Source organism: Mesorhizobium sp. ISC25, from assembly GCF_042295465.1.
GTDB lineage: Bacteria > Pseudomonadota > Alphaproteobacteria > Rhizobiales > Rhizobiaceae > Mesorhizobium.
This window is the reverse complement of record NZ_CP135442.1, coordinates 1-19,623: the sequence shown is the minus strand read 5'-3', so window position 1 is coordinate 19,623 and position 19,623 is coordinate 1. Positions and strand designations below refer to the sequence as shown.

General features: G+C 59.7%; 16 protein-coding genes. 14 read left to right on the top strand and 2 right to left on the bottom strand.

Going from position 1 to position 19,623, the window contains the following annotated elements; translation table 11 throughout:
* The 12 genes from RQ479_RS32025 (at position 1) to RQ479_RS31970 (ending at position 15,241) form a co-directional block, all read left to right on the top strand.
* Complete coding sequence (locus tag RQ479_RS32025) at positions 1–294, top strand: type IV secretion system protein VirB3 (protein WP_376706220.1); 294 nt, start codon at positions 1–3, stop codon at positions 292–294.
* Positions 291–2,693 (top strand): VirB4 family type IV secretion/conjugal transfer ATPase, encoded by a 2,403-nt coding sequence (locus RQ479_RS32020; RefSeq protein WP_376706219.1) that lies wholly within the window; start codon positions 291–293, stop codon positions 2,691–2,693. Before RQ479_RS32025 ends, RQ479_RS32020 begins: the two co-directional genes overlap by 4 nt.
* Positions 2,677–3,834, top strand: coding sequence for a transglycosylase SLT domain-containing protein (locus RQ479_RS32015; protein ID WP_376706218.1), 1,158 nt, complete (start codon positions 2,677–2,679; stop codon positions 3,832–3,834). Before RQ479_RS32020 ends, RQ479_RS32015 begins: the two co-directional genes overlap by 17 nt.
* Before the next feature lie 9 nt (positions 3,835–3,843).
* On the top strand, positions 3,844–4,578 hold the full coding sequence (locus RQ479_RS32010; protein WP_376706217.1) for a type IV secretion system protein: 735 nt from the start codon (positions 3,844–3,846) through the stop codon (positions 4,576–4,578).
* Between the two features lie 183 nt (positions 4,579–4,761).
* The gene (locus RQ479_RS32005) at positions 4,762–5,805 is read left to right on the top strand and encodes a type IV secretion system protein (protein ID WP_376706216.1); all 1,044 of its coding nucleotides are present in this window, start codon (positions 4,762–4,764) and stop codon (positions 5,803–5,805) included.
* A 77-nt stretch (positions 5,806–5,882) separates the two neighbouring features.
* The gene (locus RQ479_RS32000) at positions 5,883–6,596 is read left to right on the top strand and encodes a virB8 family protein (RefSeq protein WP_376706215.1); all 714 of its coding nucleotides are present in this window, start codon (positions 5,883–5,885) and stop codon (positions 6,594–6,596) included.
* Entirely contained in the window at positions 6,593–7,390 is a 798-nt protein-coding gene (locus RQ479_RS31995) for a TrbG/VirB9 family P-type conjugative transfer protein (RefSeq protein WP_376706214.1), read from the top strand. The genes RQ479_RS32000 and RQ479_RS31995 overlap by 4 nt, the downstream gene beginning before the upstream one ends.
* Entirely contained in the window at positions 7,390–8,853 is a 1,464-nt protein-coding gene (gene virB10 / locus RQ479_RS31990) for a type IV secretion system protein VirB10 (protein ID WP_376706213.1), read from the top strand. Before RQ479_RS31995 ends, virB10 begins: the two co-directional genes overlap by 1 nt.
* Positions 8,850–9,875 carry a P-type DNA transfer ATPase VirB11 gene (gene virB11 / locus RQ479_RS31985; RefSeq protein ID WP_376706212.1) on the top strand — a complete coding sequence of 342 codons (1,026 nt, stop codon included), beginning with the start codon at positions 8,850–8,852 and terminating at the stop codon, positions 9,873–9,875. Before virB10 ends, virB11 begins: the two co-directional genes overlap by 4 nt.
* Positions 9,876–9,887: 12 nt before the next feature.
* On the top strand, positions 9,888–12,038 hold the full coding sequence (locus RQ479_RS31980; protein WP_376706211.1) for a type IV secretory system conjugative DNA transfer family protein: 2,151 nt from the start codon (positions 9,888–9,890) through the stop codon (positions 12,036–12,038).
* Between the two features lie 408 nt (positions 12,039–12,446).
* Positions 12,447–13,790 carry a DUF4365 domain-containing protein gene (locus tag RQ479_RS31975; protein ID WP_376706210.1) on the top strand — a complete coding sequence of 448 codons (1,344 nt, stop codon included), beginning with the start codon at positions 12,447–12,449 and terminating at the stop codon, positions 13,788–13,790.
* Positions 13,787–15,241 carry a hypothetical protein gene (locus tag RQ479_RS31970; protein WP_376706209.1) on the top strand — a complete coding sequence of 485 codons (1,455 nt, stop codon included), beginning with the start codon at positions 13,787–13,789 and terminating at the stop codon, positions 15,239–15,241. The genes RQ479_RS31975 and RQ479_RS31970 overlap by 4 nt, the downstream gene beginning before the upstream one ends.
* 176 nt (positions 15,242–15,417) lie before the next feature.
* Here RQ479_RS31970 and RQ479_RS31965 read toward each other — a convergent pair whose 3' ends face one another.
* Positions 15,418–17,664: a relaxase/mobilization nuclease domain-containing protein gene (locus tag RQ479_RS31965; protein ID WP_376706208.1), complete on the bottom strand. Its 2,247-nt coding sequence runs from the start codon at positions 17,662–17,664 to the stop codon at positions 15,418–15,420.
* Complete coding sequence (locus tag RQ479_RS31960; RefSeq protein WP_376706207.1) at positions 17,661–18,011, bottom strand: hypothetical protein; 351 nt, start codon at positions 18,009–18,011, stop codon at positions 17,661–17,663. The genes RQ479_RS31965 and RQ479_RS31960 overlap by 4 nt, the downstream gene beginning before the upstream one ends.
* Positions 18,012–18,510: 499 nt before the next feature.
* Between RQ479_RS31960 and RQ479_RS31955 the strand changes: the two genes are divergently transcribed.
* Positions 18,511–19,191: a division plane positioning ATPase MipZ gene (locus tag RQ479_RS31955; protein ID WP_376706206.1), complete on the top strand. Its 681-nt coding sequence runs from the start codon at positions 18,511–18,513 to the stop codon at positions 19,189–19,191.
* Positions 19,188–19,595, top strand: coding sequence for a hypothetical protein (locus tag RQ479_RS31950; RefSeq protein ID WP_376706205.1), 408 nt, complete (start codon positions 19,188–19,190; stop codon positions 19,593–19,595). Before RQ479_RS31955 ends, RQ479_RS31950 begins: the two co-directional genes overlap by 4 nt.
* Positions 19,596–19,623 lie beyond the last annotated feature (28 nt).

Genomic DNA, 19,623 nt, shown 5'->3' with positions numbered 1-19,623 from the left:
ATGGACGACGAGGAAGTCTATGTCGAGCCGGTCAGCCTGCCCCTGACACGCCCCCCGATGAAATGGGGGGTGCGCTATGAAGTTTTTGCACTGAACGGCATGCTGGCGGTGATCGGTTTCATCGCCACGAGCAGCTTCATGCTCGGTCTTGGCGTGTTCGGCGTGGTGCATCTGGTCAGTGCATATCTGTGCCAGCGCGACCCTTACATATTTCATATTTTCGAGCGGCGCATCTCCAAACGCGGAGCGGTGGCGAACCTTACTTTCTGGGGGGCGAGGAGCTATTCGCCATGAGCCTCGATGCTGACCTGAAATTTGGCCGTGAGCGCCGCCGCGAAAAATCTGCGGCGATGCACATCCCCTACCTTCGCCATGTCGATGACAATCTGATCGTGACGAAGAGCGGCTTTCTGGTCGGCGCCATCCAGCTCAGTGGCCTGCCCTTTCAGACGATGGACCAGGCCGAGTTGAACAGCCGAATGTTCAACCGCAACACCACCTTCCGCAACCTGTCGACGTCTCGCTTTGCGGTCTACACCACGATCATCCGCCGCCACGTGACGCCGGAGATCGAAGGCGACTTTGACAATCCTTTCGTGGCCGAGCTCGACGCCCGCTACATGGATGAGCTTGGGTCGAAGAACCTTTTCGTCAACGAGGCGTATCTGACGGTCATACGGCGCCCAATGGTCGGCCGGGTCGGCTGGGTGGACAAGGCGCTCAACGCATTCCGCATCAGCACCGCTGGCGAAGAAACCCGCGAAGAGGCAATAGCCGAACTGCATGACATTCTCGACGGCATGGTCAAGGATTTCACCGCTTATGGAGGACGTCTTCTCGGTGTCGTGAAGCGCCGCGACAGCTTCTTTTCCGAGGCCGCCGAATTTCTGGCGAAAATCCTCGCCGGTGGCGGCGACGTGGAAATGCCTTTGCCGCGCATGTCCCTTGGCGATGTGCTGGCGACGCGGCAGCTGTTTTTCGGCAAGTCCGCGCTGGAACTGCGCGGGCCGGACGCAGGCAAGCTCGGCGCCATGGTGTCGATCAAGGAATACCCGCCGTTCACCGCTCCGGGCTCATTGGACGGTCTTTTGCGCCTGCCACATGAGTTTGTCCTGACCCAGAGCTTCGCGATCGAAGACCGTGTCACGGCGATGCGCAGGATCAACACCATCGCCAACCAGGTTGAGGGTTCCGACGAGGCGGGCACGACGGTGGAGGTCTCTGTCCATGATGGCGCCGACAAGCTGGCCGGCGGCGAAGTCGTCTTCGGACAGCATCACATGAGCGTCATGGCATTGGCGCCGGACATGACTGGGCTCAACCGTGCGCTATCCGACATCACGGCCGAGCTTTCGCGCATGTCGATCGTGCCGGTCCGCGAGACACTCAACACGGAACTGGCCTTCTGGGCGCAGTTGCCGGGAAATTTCAGCTACATCGCGCGACGTGCGTTGATCTCGTCGCTGAATTTCGCCGGCCTTTTTTCCGGACACAATTTCCCGTCCGGCCAACGTGACCGGCTGCATTGGAAACGGCCCATCGCCTTGCTCGAGACGACCAGCCAGACAGCCTACTATTTCAATTTCCACGTACACGATGTCGGGCACTTCACGGTGTTCGGCCCGACCGGCTCGGGCAAGACCGTGGTGCTGTCGTTCCTGATGGCGCAGGCCATGCGCATCATGCCGCGGCCGCGATGTGTTTATTTCGACTACATGCGCGGCGCCGAGATCTTCGTTCGGGCGCTCGGCGGTCGTTACGAGGTGATGGAACCCTCTCAGCCGACCGGGTTCGCGCCATTGCAGCTTGATGACACGGCGGAAAACCGTTCTTTCCTGGAAGATTTACTCCTCTACATTCTGACGCCGGAAGGCGGCGCGCTTGATGTGGCCGAGATGCGCGTCATCAACGCGGCCGTCGACATGATCTACAAGATACCGCGCGAACAGCGGACCTTCGACCTGCTGCCGGAAGTGCTGCGGGGCTCGCTCATGCCTGGCATGAATGATCTGGCGGCGCGGATACAACCCTGGCTCGATCCGAAGGACAAGGGCTGGCTTTTCAACAATCCCGTCGATCTCATCGATTTCTCGAAACCCGTTGTCGGGTTCGACATGACGAAGATCCTGGGCGACCGAAAGCTGCGCTCGGCGGCGTTGCTCTACATCTTCCATCGTCTCGAGGACGTCATCGACGGCTCGCCGTTCATGCTTTTCCTCGATGAAGGCTGGAAGCTGCTGGACGACGAGGTTTTCGCCGCTTTCATCAATGAGACGCTGAAGACCATTCGTCGCCGCAACGGCGTGGTCGGCTTTGGCACGCAGACCGCAGAAGACGTCGTCAACTCCTCCATCTCGTCGTCACTGATCGAGCAAACGAAGACCAACATTTTCTTCCCCAACCCCAAGGCGAGCAAAGAATCCTACGTGGAGCGCTTCTCGCTGACAGCGAAGGAATTCGAGTTCGTGCGCCGAACCGCGAAGGAAACACGCACCTTCCTCGTCAAGCACGACAGCGACTCGATCGTCGCCAAGCTCGATTTGTCGGCAATGCCCGATCTCATCAAGGTCTTGTCCTCGAACGAAGCCAACAGCAAGGAATGCGCCCGGCTCCGGGAAGCCTTCGGCGACGAGCCGGAGATGTGGCTGCCATACTTCTGCGGATGGGAGAACGAGCATGACGAAGCGGCTTAGCAGCTTTTGTCTGGCCGTGGCTCTCGCGGCGACGGAAAGCATGAGCGGGGCTGTCGCTCAGATCGCGGTCATCGACGGGCAGAACCTCGACAAGCGGCAAGAGGACGAGCAGCACAGTACGAAGTCGGATGACACCAAGAAGGACGAAACCGACAGGAAGAAAAGCGTCGTCTGCACCTATTCGAACAAATACCGCTCACAGATGTTTCGCCGGTCGCCTGCCGAAGCGTTGCAGCGCGACGCGGGCAACGTGAAGATGATCCGCTATTATGCGCAAAAATACGGCGTGCCCGAAGGCCTGGCACTGTCCGTCGCCTATCAGGAATCGCGCTTCGACACATGCGCCGGGAGCCACACCGGCGTCAAAGGCGTCATGCAGCTGACCAAGGGCACCGGCAAGTCCATGGGACTGGACCGCGACGTGAACGAGCAGAATGTCGAAGGCGGCGTCAAATACCTCGGAATGGGCGTGAAGCAATGCGGCGCGACGAACTACAGCTGTCTCGCCTCCTTCTACAACGGATCGAACGCAGGCGAGCAGAACCAATGGGCCGGCGGCGTCGGCCGCTGGAACAGTTACTTCAATGACTATGTGTCGAGCGGCCAGGCTCCGGCCGCCGCGCCGCCGCCATTCTCGATCGTAACGGCCGACGGCGCCGGCGGCACGGCCCAGGACGCGGCCATGGGCACGGTGAGAAAGGCGGCTGGCGGCCTTGATGCAAGCTCATCGCAGATGGGCGCCAACAATGCTGCAATCGACGCGCTGGCGGGCAACGTTGGCCAGGTGACCGAAAACAAGGACGCCTGGGAGCTGAACTCGTCGGCTCGTGGGGTCAACGCCGATGTCACCAACCAGTACCTCGCCGAGGCGGGGGATTTTACGACGTTGCTGGCCCAACTTCTATCGTTGCAGAACGTTCAGGCATCGCAGTCGTCCAAGCTGGTGCAACCGCCGAAGAGCGGCTCTCCAAACCCGTTCTCTTGTGATCCCGCGGAATTGGAGCGGTTGAGGATCGATCGCGGCCGGTGGCTACCATGCGCACTTGAGAACGCGGCGGCAAGCTCGGCCGACAATCGCTCGATGATCATCACCAGTGATCCTGCCGGCGCTGCCAGTGTGATCAATTCGCTACAGCAATAGGAGGCTGACATGAACAAATTCGCGATTGCTGCCAGTCTGGCGCTTTGGGCAAGCACGGCCCACGCACAGATTGCCGTCATTGATGGCGCCAATCTCGATGTCGCCCGCAAGAATGCGGACAACACCAACTCCATCATGGATTCGAACAAGGATATCCTGAAAAAGAGCGAGGAGATCCTGCAGGCTCTCAGCGGCAGTCGTGACGGTTCGCTCGGGATCGGACAGATGGGCCTTGGCGGCAACATGTCGATTGCCCAGGCGCCGTCGTTCGGATCGATCCTCAACGGCGGCGCGCTTTCGTTTGGCGGCCTTTCGCCCGAAATCCAGAAAATCGCAGGCGCCGTCATCAATGGGCTCCAGCTGGTGAAGCAGCTCCAGCAGATTGCCGGCAAGGAGACCAGCGCCGTCAACACCGCCTATGGCGGCAGCGTCAATGTGGCCTCGCTGCTAAGCGCATTGACCTCGCAGGCTTCGCAGGGCGTTACCCAGCGCCAACACTCCCTCCAGTCAGCGAGCGGGCAGATTGGGCAGTCACAGGACGTCAAGGGTTCGGTGGACCAGAACACCCGAATGCAGCTGGAAAACGCGCGTGCGGTCAACGAACTGATCGGCGTCCAGAACGGCGCGGTCGCGGCCCTGAATGAGAAGCTGAAGGGAGATCTTCTTCGCCAGAGCCAGGTGCAGAAGATGATGACACCGCGCACCGTCAATCCGTTCGCGGAATTTGGCAAGAGCGGGGGCTGAACGCTTGTCGGGGCGAGTCCTGCGCATATGCGCTGTGATTGGCGTCAGCGCGGGGCTGTTTGGATGTGCAAATCGCGAACTGAAAGCGCCGTGCGGGCCTTTGGCGTATGCCAATGTCGATGAATGCGGCCCGCTGAAGCCGGTCAATTCAACGCCGTTCGCCAACATCGTTGACGAGGATCCATGAACGGTCTCGCCGCAAGCATTCTGGGTGGCATTGACAACATCGGCGAGGACTTCGTTCGCACCGTCTATATGCAGTTGGGCAATGCGATGGGCAACGTCTTCACCCTGATGCTGACCCTTTATATCGTGTTGTGGGGCTATTCGATCCTGAGCGGGCGTGAGTCGATTTCGCCGCTCGAAGCGGCCTATCGCCTCGGCCGCGCCGTCATCATCTATCTGCTGCTGACCGGATGGGGCACATTTTCCGCGACGATCTATCAGCTCGTGCAAAGCATTCCAGACGAGGTGGGTAAGGTGATCGTCGGCGCCGTGTCGCGGGCCACCGGCAATCAGCTTAGCGACCAGGCGGCAATTCCAGCGCTGATCGACAATCTCTACCAAGGGGCCCAGGACGTCGCCAATCAGGTCTACAGCGGATCCTTCTATGACATTTTTGGTGCGCTCTTGTCGCTGCTCGTCCTGCTGTCTGCCATCATCTTCGCAGCGCTTGCCATTGCCGCGATCATCGCCGCCAAGGTGATGTTGTTCATCACGCTGGCGTTGGCGCCGATATGGATCATCCTTTGGCTTTACCGATGGTCCTCGCGCATGAGCGAAGGCTTTCTTTCGCTGACCACCTTCCTGATGATCCAGCAAATCCTGATCTACGGCTTTCTCGGTTTCTACTTCTCGCTCGTCAATGCGGCGCTGAACACCGCCACATCAGGCGGAGCGACCATGGACAGCAAAATGTCGCTGGTGCTGCCCTTGGTGCTGGTGACGATCATCGGCATTTACGTTCTCATGCAGATACCCTCGATTGCTTCGATCCTGAATGGCGGCGGGTATCTCAGCACCGTGGGCGCATACAACCCTTATAGAAACTTCGGCAGAAACGCTGTGCGCTATTCCGGCGCGCGATGGGCCGCAGGCCGCGCCGCTCGGGGCGCCCGGCAGTTCGCGACAAACAGTTTTCGATCTTCGCGAGCAGCCAGCGCGGATGCCGCAACCCGGACCGCCATCCAGCAAGGGGCGCGCGATAACTCCAGGCCTCTGGCCTAGAACACAAGAACGTCACGGATCCCGGCCCTGGATCGGATCGGGATCGTCGCGCAAACGAGGCAATAGTAAACGTGATCATGCCAGTGGAAACAGCTGCTGACCGCAGCAGCGAACTCGTCGACAAGCGCTATTATAGGGCGGGCGCGACCTGGGAAGACGACACGCACAGGTCAATACGCCGATCGCGTACATTGGCCTGGATCGTCAGCGGCATTTCGGGACTGGTTGCGGTGCTGTCGCTGTTGGCGCTCGTGCTGATCTTGCCGCTCCGGCAGTTCGAACCGTATGTTGTCGAGGTCGACAAATCGACGGGCTACCTCGAGATCATGCGCGCGCTCAAGCCTGGAGATTTATCGCAGAACGAGGCCGTCACGGCGGCCAATCTGGTGCGCTACATCAGGGCCCGCGAAACCTATGATTCCCGTGAACTGAAACAGAATTACGACTTGGCCCAGCTCTATTCGACCGACGCCGCGTCCAAGGATTTGACATGGCTGTTCACGCCTGCAAACCCGCAATCGCTGGACAAGATTTTTGGCCGCAATGTCACTGTCTCGGTCGAGATCAAATCTGTTTCCCTGCTCAATCGCAACACTGCCTCGGTGCGCTTTGCCACGACGACGCGGCGGGACAATTCGTCCACGGCTGACAATTGGGTGGCGGTGATAAAATTCCGCTACACCTCAACGCCGCTCAAGAACGAATGGCGTTTCGACAATCCACTGGGATTTCAGGTTACGGATTACCGCCGCGACCAGGAATCGGCGCCGGCGGCGGGGAGCCTGCAATGAGACGGCGCGCGGGCCTCGTCCTGTCGGCCGCCCTTCTGCTCGGCACGATCCACGGCGCGGCCGCACGCGACGGCCGCATCCGATATGTCACCTTCAACAATGACGACGTGACGTCGGTGCGCGCCGCTCTCGGTATTTCGACGATGGTCGAACTCAGTCCGACCGAAGTCATCGAAACCGTTTCCGCCGGCGACACGAAGGGCTGGTCGATCATCCCCAAACGCGGATCGCGATTTCTCTTCGTCAAGCCGCTGGAGCGCGATGCTTGGACCAACGTCAACGTGGTCACCAACCGGCGCGTCTATTCCCTGCTGCTGCAGGCAACTGACAATAGCCGCGACCGGGCATCCTTCCAGGTCCGGTTCAAATACCCGGACGAGGATATCAACGCGCGCCTGCTCTCGCAGGCCAAGGAGAGCGCCGCCGATCCGGATTTGAAGGACCTGAACTATGCCGATCTCAATTACGACTATGCGTACAAAGGCGATGACAGCTTGAAGCCGCGCACCGTGTTCGACGACGGCACCAAGGTGTTTCTGGAGTTCAAGGGTGACATTCCTGCGATTTTCGTGGTCGACGACAAGCGCCATGAGTCGCTGGTCAACGTTCGCACTCAGGGCAAATACACCGTCATCGACAAGGTGGCACGGCAATTCACCCTGCGAGCCGATGGCAAGACACTCTGCCTTTACAACCGGGCTCGACCCAACGCTATCGATCCAGTCGAGCAGGTCTACGGTCCAACGAAACTGACAAGTGGTTCCACCCTGTTCGGGTCCAGCGGAGGGCGGTGATGACGCAGATCGACTATAACCAACTGGACGGCAGCCCGACGGTCGCGCGCCGCGGTGCGGGTGTGGGTACCAAAATCGCCCTGGTCGGCCTCGGCGTGGTGCTGGTGGGCGCGCTGATATGGCTGAACTGGCCTCGGGAGCCGGTATCGCGCGATCTTCGCAGCGATGGCGAGGAAAACTTCAACCAGCCGGAGTTTCGCCCGCCGGCGTTGAACGAGCCGCCTCAACCTGCCGACGGCACGATCGACCAGATCGTGGTGCCGCCACCGGCTGACGACCAGAAGGCCACGCAACAAGCCGAGAACGTCGATCAGACAGTGCAGGAGGGCGCGGATCTCGATGCGCAGCGGCGGGCGCTGGAAGCACAAATGGCGGCCGAGGAAGCTCGCCGCAAGGCCGAGGCGGAAGAAGCCCGCCGCAAGGCCGAGGCTGATGACGAGGCTCGCCGCAAGGCTGAGGCCGCCGAGCATGAAAAGGCCGTGTGGGAACGCCTACGATCCAACCAGATGGTGACAAATGGTGAAACCGGCTCGACGGATACCGGCGCCCAGGCGGCACAGGCCGAAATCGCGCCCGACGGTCAGATCATCCCGGTCCCCGGCGCCGACAGCGATCCCAACAAGGCATTCCTGGCGCAGTCAGAGGCAAGTTCTTCTAGTATTGTCAAAGCCAGGGTCTCCCGACGCACCGATGCGTTGATCCCAGAGGGAACGATCCTTCGCGGCTATTTGGAAACCGCTGTTAACACCGACCTTCCCGGTGCCGTACGCGCTGTCGTGCGGGAGGATGTCTTCTCGCTCGACGGCAGGCGGATCCTCATTCCGAAAGGATCGCGTCTGACCGGAGAATACCGCTCGGGGCTAGCGCGCGGACAAAAGCGTGTTTTCATCGTCTGGAACAGGGTCATTCGCTCGGACGGTATTTCCGTCGATATAAAGTCGCCTGGTGCAGATGCGCTCGGCCGCGGCGGCATGGGCGGTCGTGTCGATACGCATTGGGTTGAACGGTACGGCAACGCCATCATGCTCTCCGTCGTTGGCGGCGTCTCTGAATATCTGTCTTCGCTTGGCGACAGCAGCCAGAATGGACAACAGCGTCAGGTGTCGACGACCGATCCCGTGACCGGTGAGACCACAACCGTAACGTATGGTGGCAATGGCTCGCAGCGCGACGCCCGCGGTATCGCGTTCGACAAGTCATCGACCGCCTTGCAGCAACTCGCGCAAGAGGCGTTTCGCGACACGCAGAGCATTGGCCCGACAGTCTACGTAGACCAGGGCACGTCCATCGTCGTGCTGGTGCGGCGAGATCTCGATTTCTCGGATTTGTACGCCGATCCGGTTCAGGAAGAAGTTGCACGAATGAGGGCAGGTGGGCGGCCGAAGGCCGCGATCGATCCGACGCCTCTTTACGCGACGCCAAAGGATCATTTTTATCGCGGCTATGGGAGCCCGGTGAAATGAACGCCCTGCATCCCCTCCCCGACCCTTGGGCAAGAGCCCCGGTCCTGCGCGCGCATCTGGAGCCAGTATGGTCCTATTTGAACGAAGACTCGGTTTCCGAGATTGCGATCAACAGGCCAGGTGAATTGTTCATCGAACGCCTCGGCGCCAAGGAAATGGAGCACGTCGTCAAGCGCGAGGTCACGCCCGGCTGGATTAGGCATATCTCGACGGGTGTCGCCTCGGCGACAAATCAGGTCATCAACGAAGAAAAACCGGTCCTGTCGGCAGCACTACCCTCAGGCGAGCGCATCCAATGCATCTTGCCGCCGGCGGCTCCCGAAGGCGGGGCGATCTCAATCCGCAAACAGGTCATCATGGATATGAGCCTTGATGCCTACAAGGATCTTGGCGCATTCGAGAATACGGCGATGGGCAGCGGCCTGGCGCTTTCAACCGAAGAAAAGCGACTCGTCGAAATGCTGCAGGACACCTCGCCGATGGAGTTCCTCCAGTATGCGGTGCGCAACCGCGTCTCGATAGTCGTTTCAGGCGGCACGTCGACCGGCAAGACGACGTTCTTGAATGCACTCCTGAAGGAAATCCCGGCTCATGAACGGATCATCACGATCGAAGACACCCGCGAACTGAGGCTGCCGGCTCCTAACAACGTCACCCTGATAGCCTCGAAGGGCGACCAGGGCCTTGCCAAAGTCTCCGCGCAACAGCTTCTCGAAGCCTCGCTTCGCATGCGACCCGACCGTCTGTTGTTGGGCGAGTTACGCGGCGCTGAAACCTTCGCGTTTCTCCAGGCGATCAACACCGGCCATCCGGGCTCGCTCACGACCGTTCATGCCAATTCCGCCCGGTCCGCCTACGAGCGGCTGGCGCTCATGGTCATGCAGGGCAGTACGGGGCTCTCACGGAGTGAAATCCTCGATTACTTGCGCGAGGTCATTCCGGTGGTCGTCCAGATGGTCCGCAGTGAAGGCGGACGGCGCGGTATCAGCGAGATCAAGTTCACCAAGGCGGAGACGATCTAACGAGGCCCATCCATGCAGAAAATCGCAACAGCAATTTTCATGGTGCTCATGGCGATGGCCATGGGCGCCCTGCTCTTCACGGTCGCCTATGTCGCGACAGATTGGTACCGGACTGGCTCCCACGTCCCGTTTGACCAGCTGAACGCCAATCCCTTGCCGGTTGTTCGTCTGGCCTGGACTGACGTGACCGCGAGAAATTTTGACCGCGTACAATATGCCGTTGCAGCGGGTGCATTAGGGTTTCTCTTGCCACTGGTCAGCTTGTTTCTCATGCGCCCGAGAAAGCGCAATGACTCTCGCTTCATGACCATGAGCGACATATCGAAAACCGGCCTGACAAAAGTTGGCGGCGTCTTCGTCGGTCGAGCCGGCGGCAGGTTTGCCGAAATTTTGTCGCCCGGCCGCGATCAGCGCTCCGGCAAGATTCACTTGACCCAGCGCAAGCTGATCGGCGGCAAGAAATTGTGGATTGATGGCGATGATGTCGGCGGCTTCGTCATAGGGCCGCCGCGCTCCGGTAAGGGAACGTCACTCATCATCCCGAACGCCTTGACCTGGCCGCATTCGCTCGTGGTTCTCGACCTGCGGGGCGAGACCTATGCGGCCACCGCCGGTTATCGTTCAACCATCAGCCGCGTGGTGCGTTTCGCGCCGGCTGATCCAGACGGAGATACCGCATGCTACAATCCGATGGACTTCATCTCGCTGGACTCAGCTCAGCGCGACATCGACCTCCGCAACATCGCTGCGGCGCTTTTTCCGCGCCCCCCTTCGAACGCGGACCCCTATTGGGTCAACGATGCCCGCCTCCTCTTTACCGGCATCGCGTCCTTCGTCATGGAATCGCATGCGATCCCGAGCGAGAGGAAGACCTTCGCCACAATCCTCGAAATCATGAATGGTGCCGAGCAGCCACTCCTGGAGTTCATCGGCTCGCTACGCGAGGAACGACGCCGCGAATGCTCGCATTTCACGCTGCAAACCCTGTTGCCCTATTTCGAAATGTCTGAGCGACAGTTTTCCGGAATTTACGCCGGCGTGCGGACCGGCATGGCCCCCTTTCTCAACGAGCGCCTGAGGCGAGCTACCTCGCGCAGCACGTTCGATATTCGCAAACTCAAGCGCGACCGGATCTCTCTTTATCTCGACGTACGGCGCGAGCAGATCACCTCGCTCGGACCGTTGTTCAACGTCCTGATTACGCAGATGATGAACTTCATGTCGGAAACTATGCCGCGTCCGGACGAGAATCCGGTGCTAGTGCTGCTCGACGAATTTCAGAACCTCGGCAAGCTCGAGAACGTGACCGAAATGGCGAGCGTGCTTGGCGGCAACGGGGTTTCCATGTGGTTTTTCGTGCAGTCGCTGAAGGCCGTAGACGAGATTTATCGCCAGGAAGGGCGTAAGACGCTCATCAACGCTGCTCGCGTACAGATCTTTTTCGGCGCGCAGGACGCGGACGATCTGCGCTACGTTTCCGAGCAGCTCGGCGAAACGTCGGACGTGCAAAAGGACGTGACGCGCACCAAGGCAACGTTGTTCGACACATATTACACGCGCTCGGAGCACCGCAAGGAAGTGCGGCGGCCCCTGATGCGGCCAGATGAAATCCGTACGCTCGACACGAACAAGGTCATCATATTGCCGCGCGGCGAACTGCCGATCCTCGGCACCCGCAATTTCTATTTCGCCGACGGCCAGCTCGCCAAACGCGCGTTCATGCCCCTGCCCGCCTCTACCGACGCTTCGCGCACGACAAGCCCTGCATTGGACGCTTCCGCTGCGGTTCCATCTCCTGGGGTCCCGACAATTGTGCCGACAGCACCGGCGTACCGCTCAGGCCTCTTGCAAACCCGCCTGCGGCGCGGCGCAACATTTGCCGCAAAAGCAGGCCATATAGCTCCGCCGGCGGGCCGGCGCACAATTGTTAAAGAACGGCTGAAAGCAACAGACGCTGAACCCGTACCAGCTTATGCCGCTATAGATTTTTCCGCTCTGGCCGCCAAGGCGGTGACAACACGCATAGCGCCCGACAAAGAAGCGGCGGTTGCGGCCATCCTGAACAAGGTGCGTTCTCTGCGCGTCAACGCATCCGACACCGAGACTTTCGATCGAAATCTCAGCATCGTCGAAGATACTTTACCTGAGGTAGTCGATGGGTAGGATAGCGATGCGGCGGAGAGGTCATTGGCTACCGTGACCTTGTCGCACACGTCGTTGCGGCGGAGGACATTGCCGCGCGTTTCGGGCAGTGCCGAGGTCTCAATCGAGTTCAAGCGCAAACCCGCATAGACCGCGCTTCGCGCAATGAGATCGCCAAGTTCCCAGTCCGTGAGTTCGCAAAAGGGAAGCACTTCTTGTCTGAACAGCCGCTCACAGGCCGGACGACACTCTGTGACGGTAGCGGTTCTCTCAGTGTCCGCTTCAACATCCACAATGTCGATTTTATTGGTGTAGCGAATGACCGTTTACTGCGAACGCGCTTCCGCACAGGCCTCAGTAAGCAGGCTCGCAAATTATCCGCCCTGAAAAGCGGGCGAGAACAAGAATCTCATGGGGCGTGTTCGCATAATGTTCTATAGTGCGAATATGGCAAAAACTATCACCCCGAATCAACTCCTCGGCCAGATCGGCGAGACCGCGGTTCAATTGCGATTTCTCACAATGGGATTCCAATTCGACGTGCGCTCGCGGCTCGAAGCGGGAATCGATGGCATCGCCGAAGTGATGATAGAGGGGCAGCCCTCCGCCAGAATGATTGCGGTTCAGGTCAAGACAACCGAGTCCAGCACGTACACGTCGGAGGATGCGAACGGCTTCGCCTATCTCTTACGGAGCGAAGACCTTGCGTACTGGCGCGGTGCCAATCTACCAATCATTGTTGTTCTCTACCGCAGAAGTGACGAGAGTTACTATTGGAAGGAAGTACTTGGAGGCACGGGGCCGGGTGAGCGGCGGTTGCGCTTCGACAAGCAGCAGGATGTGCTCGACACGAATGCTGTCGACAGGCTTGCTGCTCTTACAATTCCCAAAACCGGCTTCGGCTACTTCGTTCCACCGCTTGGCGGCGGTGAGGAAGCGCTCGTCAACATATTACCTGTGGCCCTTCCGGATGAGGTGTTTGTGACGACTACCGCATACACCGCAAAGCAAGCCACGGCGATGCTGCTGGCGGCAGAGGAGCCTGCGCGATTTGATTGGGCGATCAAAGGAAGTGCATTCTGGTCGTTCCACGATCCGCGAACTTCATCGTGCGATCAAATCGTCGACCTTGATCAGGTGGAGGCTATTGAAGTGGAACATCTGGCGTTCCACCAGGACCTCGACGAGAGAAACAATTTCGCTTTCCTGCTGGCCCAAACTCTCCGGCATCAAATACGAGCCGACCTCGGGTGGGACAAAGAGGGGAGGCTTTTCTATTTCAGGGCTCGCGTCGAGAACGAGTCCCGCGCCTTTCAGTACCAAGCCTCGAAGAAGAAGGCTGAGGCAGACGTCGTCAATGTCGTTCGCAACAAATTAGACGCTGCTCGCGTCGAGTTTGTGAGGCACCACGCGTTCGTCCCGCGGTTCGAACTCCTCTACGACCAGTGGTTCCTGGTGATCAATCCAACCTATTTCTTCACCACCAACGGCTTCATTCCACACTCCTACCCAAGCGCGCTTCTTGCGGGGAAGAAGCGGCTGGATAAGAGCGCATCGCTGCGGGGGCAAGTCATCATGTGGCATCGTTTCCTCACCGAAGCGGATCGCAATGCAGACGATCTTTTCGCCATTGCCAGCACTGATCCGCGCCTGACATTTGGTGATCCGCCGACGGTAAAGCTCCCCACCAAGGTGCCCGAAGACGTTTGGGGTGCGCAGAAGAAGGCGAGTGATGACGAAGAGAGCAATCAAGAACTGCTGAGGTTCGCATGAAGTTCGAAACTAAGATCTTCGAGGAGCCCCTGTTGGAATTTGGCAACCAACATCAACACCCCGATCCTCGCCTCGGACTTTTCGAGGCCGGTCCGCTGCAGACGCCCTTTGGCGACGTGATCAACATCGCGGTCATCGGCAGCCAGAAGACCATTGAAGATGCCCGTAACTTTCTTGAAGCCGCCAGCGTCGGGTTTGCCGGGAAGTCTGAAAAACATCCCAACATGCATCCGCCCTTTCCGGGCCTCGGCAATCGCAATCCTTTCCGATGTCGGTTCGAGATTCCCGACGGCGCCGTCGCGGCTATTCCGCAGGCACGCATCGAGCGAATCAGGAAAGAGCCGCATCACGGCAAAGCCGTCGAGATGGCTGTGGATGAGATCATCCAGCAGCTGCAGGCCCTCGACGAGGGCAGCAGTCGGCCCGACGTCGCGATCATCGCTCTTCCCGTAGAACTCATCGAGCGCGTCTGGAACGCCAAGGTCGATTCCGACGCTACTGTGGAGCAGGAGGATAGCGGAGGCTCAGATGCCCCTAACTTCCGCGGCTTGCTCAAAGCGAAAGCGATGCACTTCCGGTTTCCCATTCAGATCGTGTGGGAAGATGTGCTCGACGAGCGGGCCGTCATTCCTCTCAAGATCAAGGAGAGCAGTGCCCGTCAGATCCAGGACCAAGCGGGACGAACATGGAATCTGCTCACCACCCTCTACTACAAAGGGTCAGGGCGCGTTCCATGGCGCCGGGCTCCGCAAGAAGGCGAGTTCTCCGCCTGTTACATCGGCGTCAGCTTCTACCGCGAGGCTGGTGGCCAGCAGCTTTTTACGAGCGCTGCTCAAATGTTCGACGAGCGAGGCAGGGGGTTCATTCTCAAAGGAAAGGGCGCACAAACCGAGAGTCGGGGAAGGCATCCTTACCTCACGCAAGACGATGCAAAGTCGCTCATCGCCGACGCGCTCGCTGCGTACAAAAAGCATCATATGAATTATCCGGCGCGCGTCATCGTTCTAAAAACATCAAAGTTTCGCGACGAAGAGGCCGACGGGATTTTTGAAGCTCTCGACGAGGTAGGGACCGAGCTGCGCGACTTGGTCTGGGTGCAGGAATCGTCGTTTGTGAAGGTTTTTCGCGATGGCAACTACCCTGTTATGCGCGGCACGTTCGTGGAACTCGATGGTAAAGGGCTGCTCTACACAAACGGCAGCATTCCTTACTACGGGACCTACCCCGGTATGTATGATCCAAAGCCTCTGTTGATCTGTCCCTATAATTCCAGCGACAGCACGGTAGCCCAGATCGCGAACGAGATTCTCGGGCTGACCAAAATCAATTGGAATTCCACCCAGATGAACCAAAAGCTGCCAATCCCCATCAGGGCAGCGCGCAAGGTCGGAGAAGTGCTGAAATATATCAGCGAGGGACAGGTGAGTTCCGACTATCGCAAGTACATTTGATTCTGGTTTGTCCGGCATTTTGTGCCGCACCGGCCAACGGCAGCCCGAGCTATATCTCGTTTTCTTTCGACGAAGCCACTTCGTGGCTTCGTCCCACTGCCCTGCAGCCTGATCATTCTGTGACGAATGCGTCGTTTTGGTAGACCACCGCGCGAGGACGCAAGGTTGGCCCTTGCTCAGCGCTCGTAATCGTTATCGTTTGAGCGCTGGGTCTTACGGTCCTGCTCTTCCGACTGCCGTGCCTTCTGTTCGTTGGCGTCCTTCTGTTTGGCTCTCACCTTCTCCTGCTCGGTGCCTGTGCGCGGTTGCTCTGGCTCGCGCGGATCGTCCCGGGTTGGAAGGTCTCGCCCTCGCGCCTCGCGTTCGGGGATCGGCTCGCCACCGCCACCACCACGACGCTGTTGCTGCCGCTCGAATTGCAGCCGCGCGAGACGATCGTGCATCTTGTCGTTCACCTCTTCACGATACTCTTCGAACTGTCCTTGATGCGCCGGCGGGAGCGTCTCGCGCATGTTGTCGAGAGCCTGATTGACGCGGGCCATCTGACGCCGCATTTCCAAGGGGGTTTGCGCCATGTCCAAATCTCCTATCAGTGCGTTCAATTCTCTCATACCGGGGTGAGACAGGAAAGACTTCTGCCCCAATTGATCAGCTCCGCGACCCGCGGCAGAACCTGCCTGCCCCTCCCCTGCTCGATCGCGACGGAACTGCAGAAAATTGTTTCCGATCGACTCCGCTGCCGTGAGAGCCTGACCGACTACGCCCGCGGTACGCATTGTCGACACAGTCTTTTGCCATCCGGCAGCGATTGCATCGCCGTTCACGACAAGGGATTGTCCATCCAAACGGCTTTGCCGCTTGGCCTCCACCCGCTCGATCGTCTTGGCGCTGACCTGGTAGCGCGGATCGCTCTGGGCGCGGCTGTAGGCGCCGGCATGCTCCTTCGTGAATGGCCGCGTCATCGCATGATCCATGCGCCGCGTCGCCACCATCGCAATGCCGTTCTCCCGTGCCTTCTCTGCAAAAGTCTCGCGCCAGGCGACCAGATCTGGCTTGTAGAATTTCAGGCGCTCGCCGTCGGCCGACCGTGCCTGCACCATCGCATGGATATGGACGTGCTTGGTGTCCTTGTGATGCGCCAGGACGAACTTGTATCCTGGCGCTCGCTCCTCAAGCACGGCGCGCGCCGCGGCCATCACGGCGTTTGCATCGGTGCTGGCTCTTGCCGAGAAAAGCAGGTGATAGGCATTGCGGCGCTCACGCCCCGAAAAATGCGGGCGCCATTGTTCATAGGCCGAAGTCGCAGCCTTCGTGAGATTCTTCACCCCGGGCACGGGCTCGCCATTTGCGTGGCGGACCTGGCTGTGGGTGCGGATGAACTTCTGCAGGAAATATTTCGCCTTGGGTTCACGGCTGACGGCCGCCGTTACCTCTGCCTTGGCGACCACCCCCGCCGCACCCATTGCTTCAGACAAGCGCGCCTCGATCTTGTCGAGCGCCTTGATGCGCGAATTCTCCCGACCACCGGCCAGGACTCTCGCAAGCGGCCCGGCCCGCTCATCGGTGTGCGCGTATACCTCCACCGATTGACCATTCTGTGCGTAGATGAACGGTTTTGCGCCGAAGGCCTTGTTCAACGCCTCGCTCAAGGCGGCATCGGCGACTTCGCCGGCGAGCTCAAAACGAACCTCCATAAAATTGGTGTTTTCCAAGGGCGGTTCGAACGTCTCGCAAAACGTATCCAGGAACGCCTTTCGTGCGCCGCCTGTCGCAACGACCTGTCCATCTTCGTCAAAAATCTCGATGTCGTGTTTCTCGCCTTTTTCGTCTTCGCGCTTGCCGATGTAATTGAGCAGCCGAGTGGCAGCTTCCCTGGTCGATGGCGGATTGGGCATGACCTTGAAAACAGCAGGCTGCGCGCCCGCCGCAAAGCCTGCCCGTGCCGCCACCGCCCGCGCCTGATAGGCGACCCGCGCCGCTCGTCCCGTACCGCTCGGACGACCAGCACCACGGCCACCACCGCCGCCGCCGCGCCGCTTCCAATCTTCCTCCTCCTCTTCCGGCCGGAAACCGGCGAGCGTAGCGCCATAGACCATGATCGGCGCGCTAGCGCCGTTGGGGGAGCTCGCAGCCGCAGTGGACTTCGACGTCCTGCTGGACATAGATCTCCCCGCCACTCCTGTTACTCCCGGCGACGAACGAGGGACGTTCCTGCCGCCACCCACCACCGAGCCGGCTTGTCCTTGCCCGAGGCGTCCGCCGCCACCGGTCCGCTCATAACTCTTCATCGCCTGGAATTCACCGGCATCGCGCCGGGCGCCCGTCAGTGACTTGTCGTCGTCCAGGTCCTCGCGCTTCACGCCGGACTTGCCCCGCAGATAGCGTTCGATTTCGGCCGCGTAGCCAGCAAGACGACCGCTCATGGCTTGGCCTTCCTCGCCTTGCGGGACCCGACGGTCATCGCCTTCAGTTCCTCGCGAAACTGCCGCACGAGGTCGCCCACGGCGATCAGCGCCTGCTCAAGATCCTCATCCTGGGCAACTCGGCCGTCGTTCATGGCGCGCACGGCCTGATTGAAATTTATGCCAACGCGCCGCAGCTGATCGGTCATGTCCACGATCGCCGGTCGCAACGCCTCTGATGCAACAGGCAGGCGCCCCGCCTCTGCCCGCACCAGACGCCGGACGACCTCGCTGACGGTTACGCCGTCCCGCTCCGCAATGGCTTTGAGGCCGACCAGCTCGTCAGCCGAAAACCGGATGTGCGTCACCTCGCCATAGCGTCGTGACGCGCTCTTGACCGCTGCTTTCTGGGCGTCTGCATCCATCGTCAAGCCCGCTTGCGGGCGCTAAGGCCCGCCAGGGCCGCGCCGCCTATTTTGTGTGTATCACAAAATAGGCTATCCTGCCAATAAAAAAGGAGGGAGGCCGCAAAAAACCAGCGGACGTCCCCTCACGACCTAGCCCAGTTTTCAACACTAGACCGCGGCACGCCAACGTCGACATGTTTCCACAGTGATTTGTTGTGATGTGTCGGTGATGCATTGGAGACTTGTTTCCATGTTAACATGGAAATGTCCGAGCGGTTGCAGTCGGGATGCTCCACCGTATCCGCACTCACTGAAGATAGCAGTCCGGAATGATTGCGCCTTGCGATAGAGCCTTTTATTGGTACGCGCCTGGGTTGCCAAACCGGTCAGCCCCGTTGACTATGTCACCATGTTTCTAACGTGACATTCCATGTGTCCATGATGCCGGAAGGAGGCCCTCATGATCATTTCCGCTGCGATCCCAAAGGGCGGCACCGGCAAATCGACGATGCTGCGCGCCCTCGCATCCGTCGCGCTGCATAGGGGCTATTCGGTCACTCTCATCGACGGCGACCGGCGGCAGAACATGAATCGCTGGTTCCAGATGCTGGGCGAAGCTGGCAATCGTCCTGACAGGCTCACGATGGTGAGCGCGATGACGCCGCAGGAAATCCTTCGCGCGGCAGCCACTCACAACGGAGAACGCTCGGTCGTCTTGATCGATACGGAAGGCACCACAAACGATAACCTCATGGCCGGGCTCTTCGCCGCCGACATTGTCGTCGTGCCGGTCTATTTTGCCCTCGACGATGTGACCGCCGCCATCCAGGTCACCGACCACTACATCCCACTGGCGGTCGAGAGCCGGGGGAGATCGCTGCCTGCGATATTCGTGCTGACCAAGCAGACCATCATCGATGGCAGGGCGCGAGCCCTGACCGAACTGCGCGCCATTATCCAGGCCAACGGCACGCCGATTGCGGAACACGTCCTGCACAATCGTGTTGCCTACCGCGACCTTCAGACCGGGCAGACCCTTTACAGCCCCGAGGTGCCTGACGCGAAGGCGGTTGCCGAGAGCGAAGGGGTGTTTGACGACCTTCTGCAAACCCTCATCGAAGCCACAAGGAACGCGGCATGAGTGAAGAAACCGCGCCTAAACCCGGGGACGACAAGAAGGCCCGCATGATGAAGGCGATCTCCACGCAGCCGCCCGTATTGCCGAGCATGTTCATCCCACCGAAGGTCGAGCCGTCAGGGGCCAAGCAGCAAGCAGCGCCACTGATGCAGGAACCGACAAAGCCGTCCCCGGCAGTCGGGCCCGATTTCCGCAAGCTGCTGCGACAGGGCCAGAAAAAGGATCCCATCGCCGGCAAGAAGATTCGCGAGGAGGAGATGGTCCGCTGCGGCTACTATCTGACGGCCGCGGAACAGCGTCAGTTCAAGTTGCTGGCGATCAGCAACGGGCACAGCATGACCGAGCTGCTGCGAAACGCTGTGCAGGATTATATCCGAATTCATAAGCACAAACTGCCGAAGGAATGATCGGCGGTCGGGCGTCGCTATCGCATGC

What these genes read in the sequence shown, in the direction of transcription:
- RQ479_RS31970 (WP_376706209.1), top strand. Translation starts at nt 13,787, where the DNA reads ATGAAGTTCGAAACTAAGATCTTCGAGGAGCCCCTGTTGGAATTTGGC.
- RQ479_RS31995 (WP_376706214.1), top strand. Translation starts at nt 6,593, where the DNA reads ATGAGACGGCGCGCGGGCCTCGTCCTGTCGGCCGCCCTTCTGCTCGGC.
- RQ479_RS32025 (WP_376706220.1), top strand. Translation starts at nt 1, where the DNA reads ATGGACGACGAGGAAGTCTATGTCGAGCCGGTCAGCCTGCCCCTGACA.
- virB10 (WP_376706213.1), top strand. Translation starts at nt 7,390, where the DNA reads ATGACGCAGATCGACTATAACCAACTGGACGGCAGCCCGACGGTCGCG.
- RQ479_RS31955 (WP_376706206.1), top strand. Translation starts at nt 18,511, where the DNA reads ATGATCATTTCCGCTGCGATCCCAAAGGGCGGCACCGGCAAATCGACG.
- RQ479_RS32010 (WP_376706217.1), top strand. Translation starts at nt 3,844, where the DNA reads ATGAACAAATTCGCGATTGCTGCCAGTCTGGCGCTTTGGGCAAGCACG.
- RQ479_RS32000 (WP_376706215.1), top strand. Translation starts at nt 5,883, where the DNA reads ATGCCAGTGGAAACAGCTGCTGACCGCAGCAGCGAACTCGTCGACAAG.
- RQ479_RS32020 (WP_376706219.1), top strand. Translation starts at nt 291, where the DNA reads ATGAGCCTCGATGCTGACCTGAAATTTGGCCGTGAGCGCCGCCGCGAA.
- RQ479_RS32005 (WP_376706216.1), top strand. Translation starts at nt 4,762, where the DNA reads ATGAACGGTCTCGCCGCAAGCATTCTGGGTGGCATTGACAACATCGGC.
- RQ479_RS31950 (WP_376706205.1), top strand. Translation starts at nt 19,188, where the DNA reads ATGAGTGAAGAAACCGCGCCTAAACCCGGGGACGACAAGAAGGCCCGC.
- RQ479_RS31980 (WP_376706211.1), top strand. Translation starts at nt 9,888, where the DNA reads ATGCAGAAAATCGCAACAGCAATTTTCATGGTGCTCATGGCGATGGCC.
- RQ479_RS32015 (WP_376706218.1), top strand. Translation starts at nt 2,677, where the DNA reads ATGACGAAGCGGCTTAGCAGCTTTTGTCTGGCCGTGGCTCTCGCGGCG.
- RQ479_RS31965 (WP_376706208.1), bottom strand. Translation starts at nt 17,664, where the DNA reads ATGAGCGGTCGTCTTGCTGGCTACGCGGCCGAAATCGAACGCTATCTG.
- virB11 (WP_376706212.1), top strand. Translation starts at nt 8,850, where the DNA reads ATGAACGCCCTGCATCCCCTCCCCGACCCTTGGGCAAGAGCCCCGGTC.
- RQ479_RS31975 (WP_376706210.1), top strand. Translation starts at nt 12,447, where the DNA reads ATGTTCTATAGTGCGAATATGGCAAAAACTATCACCCCGAATCAACTC.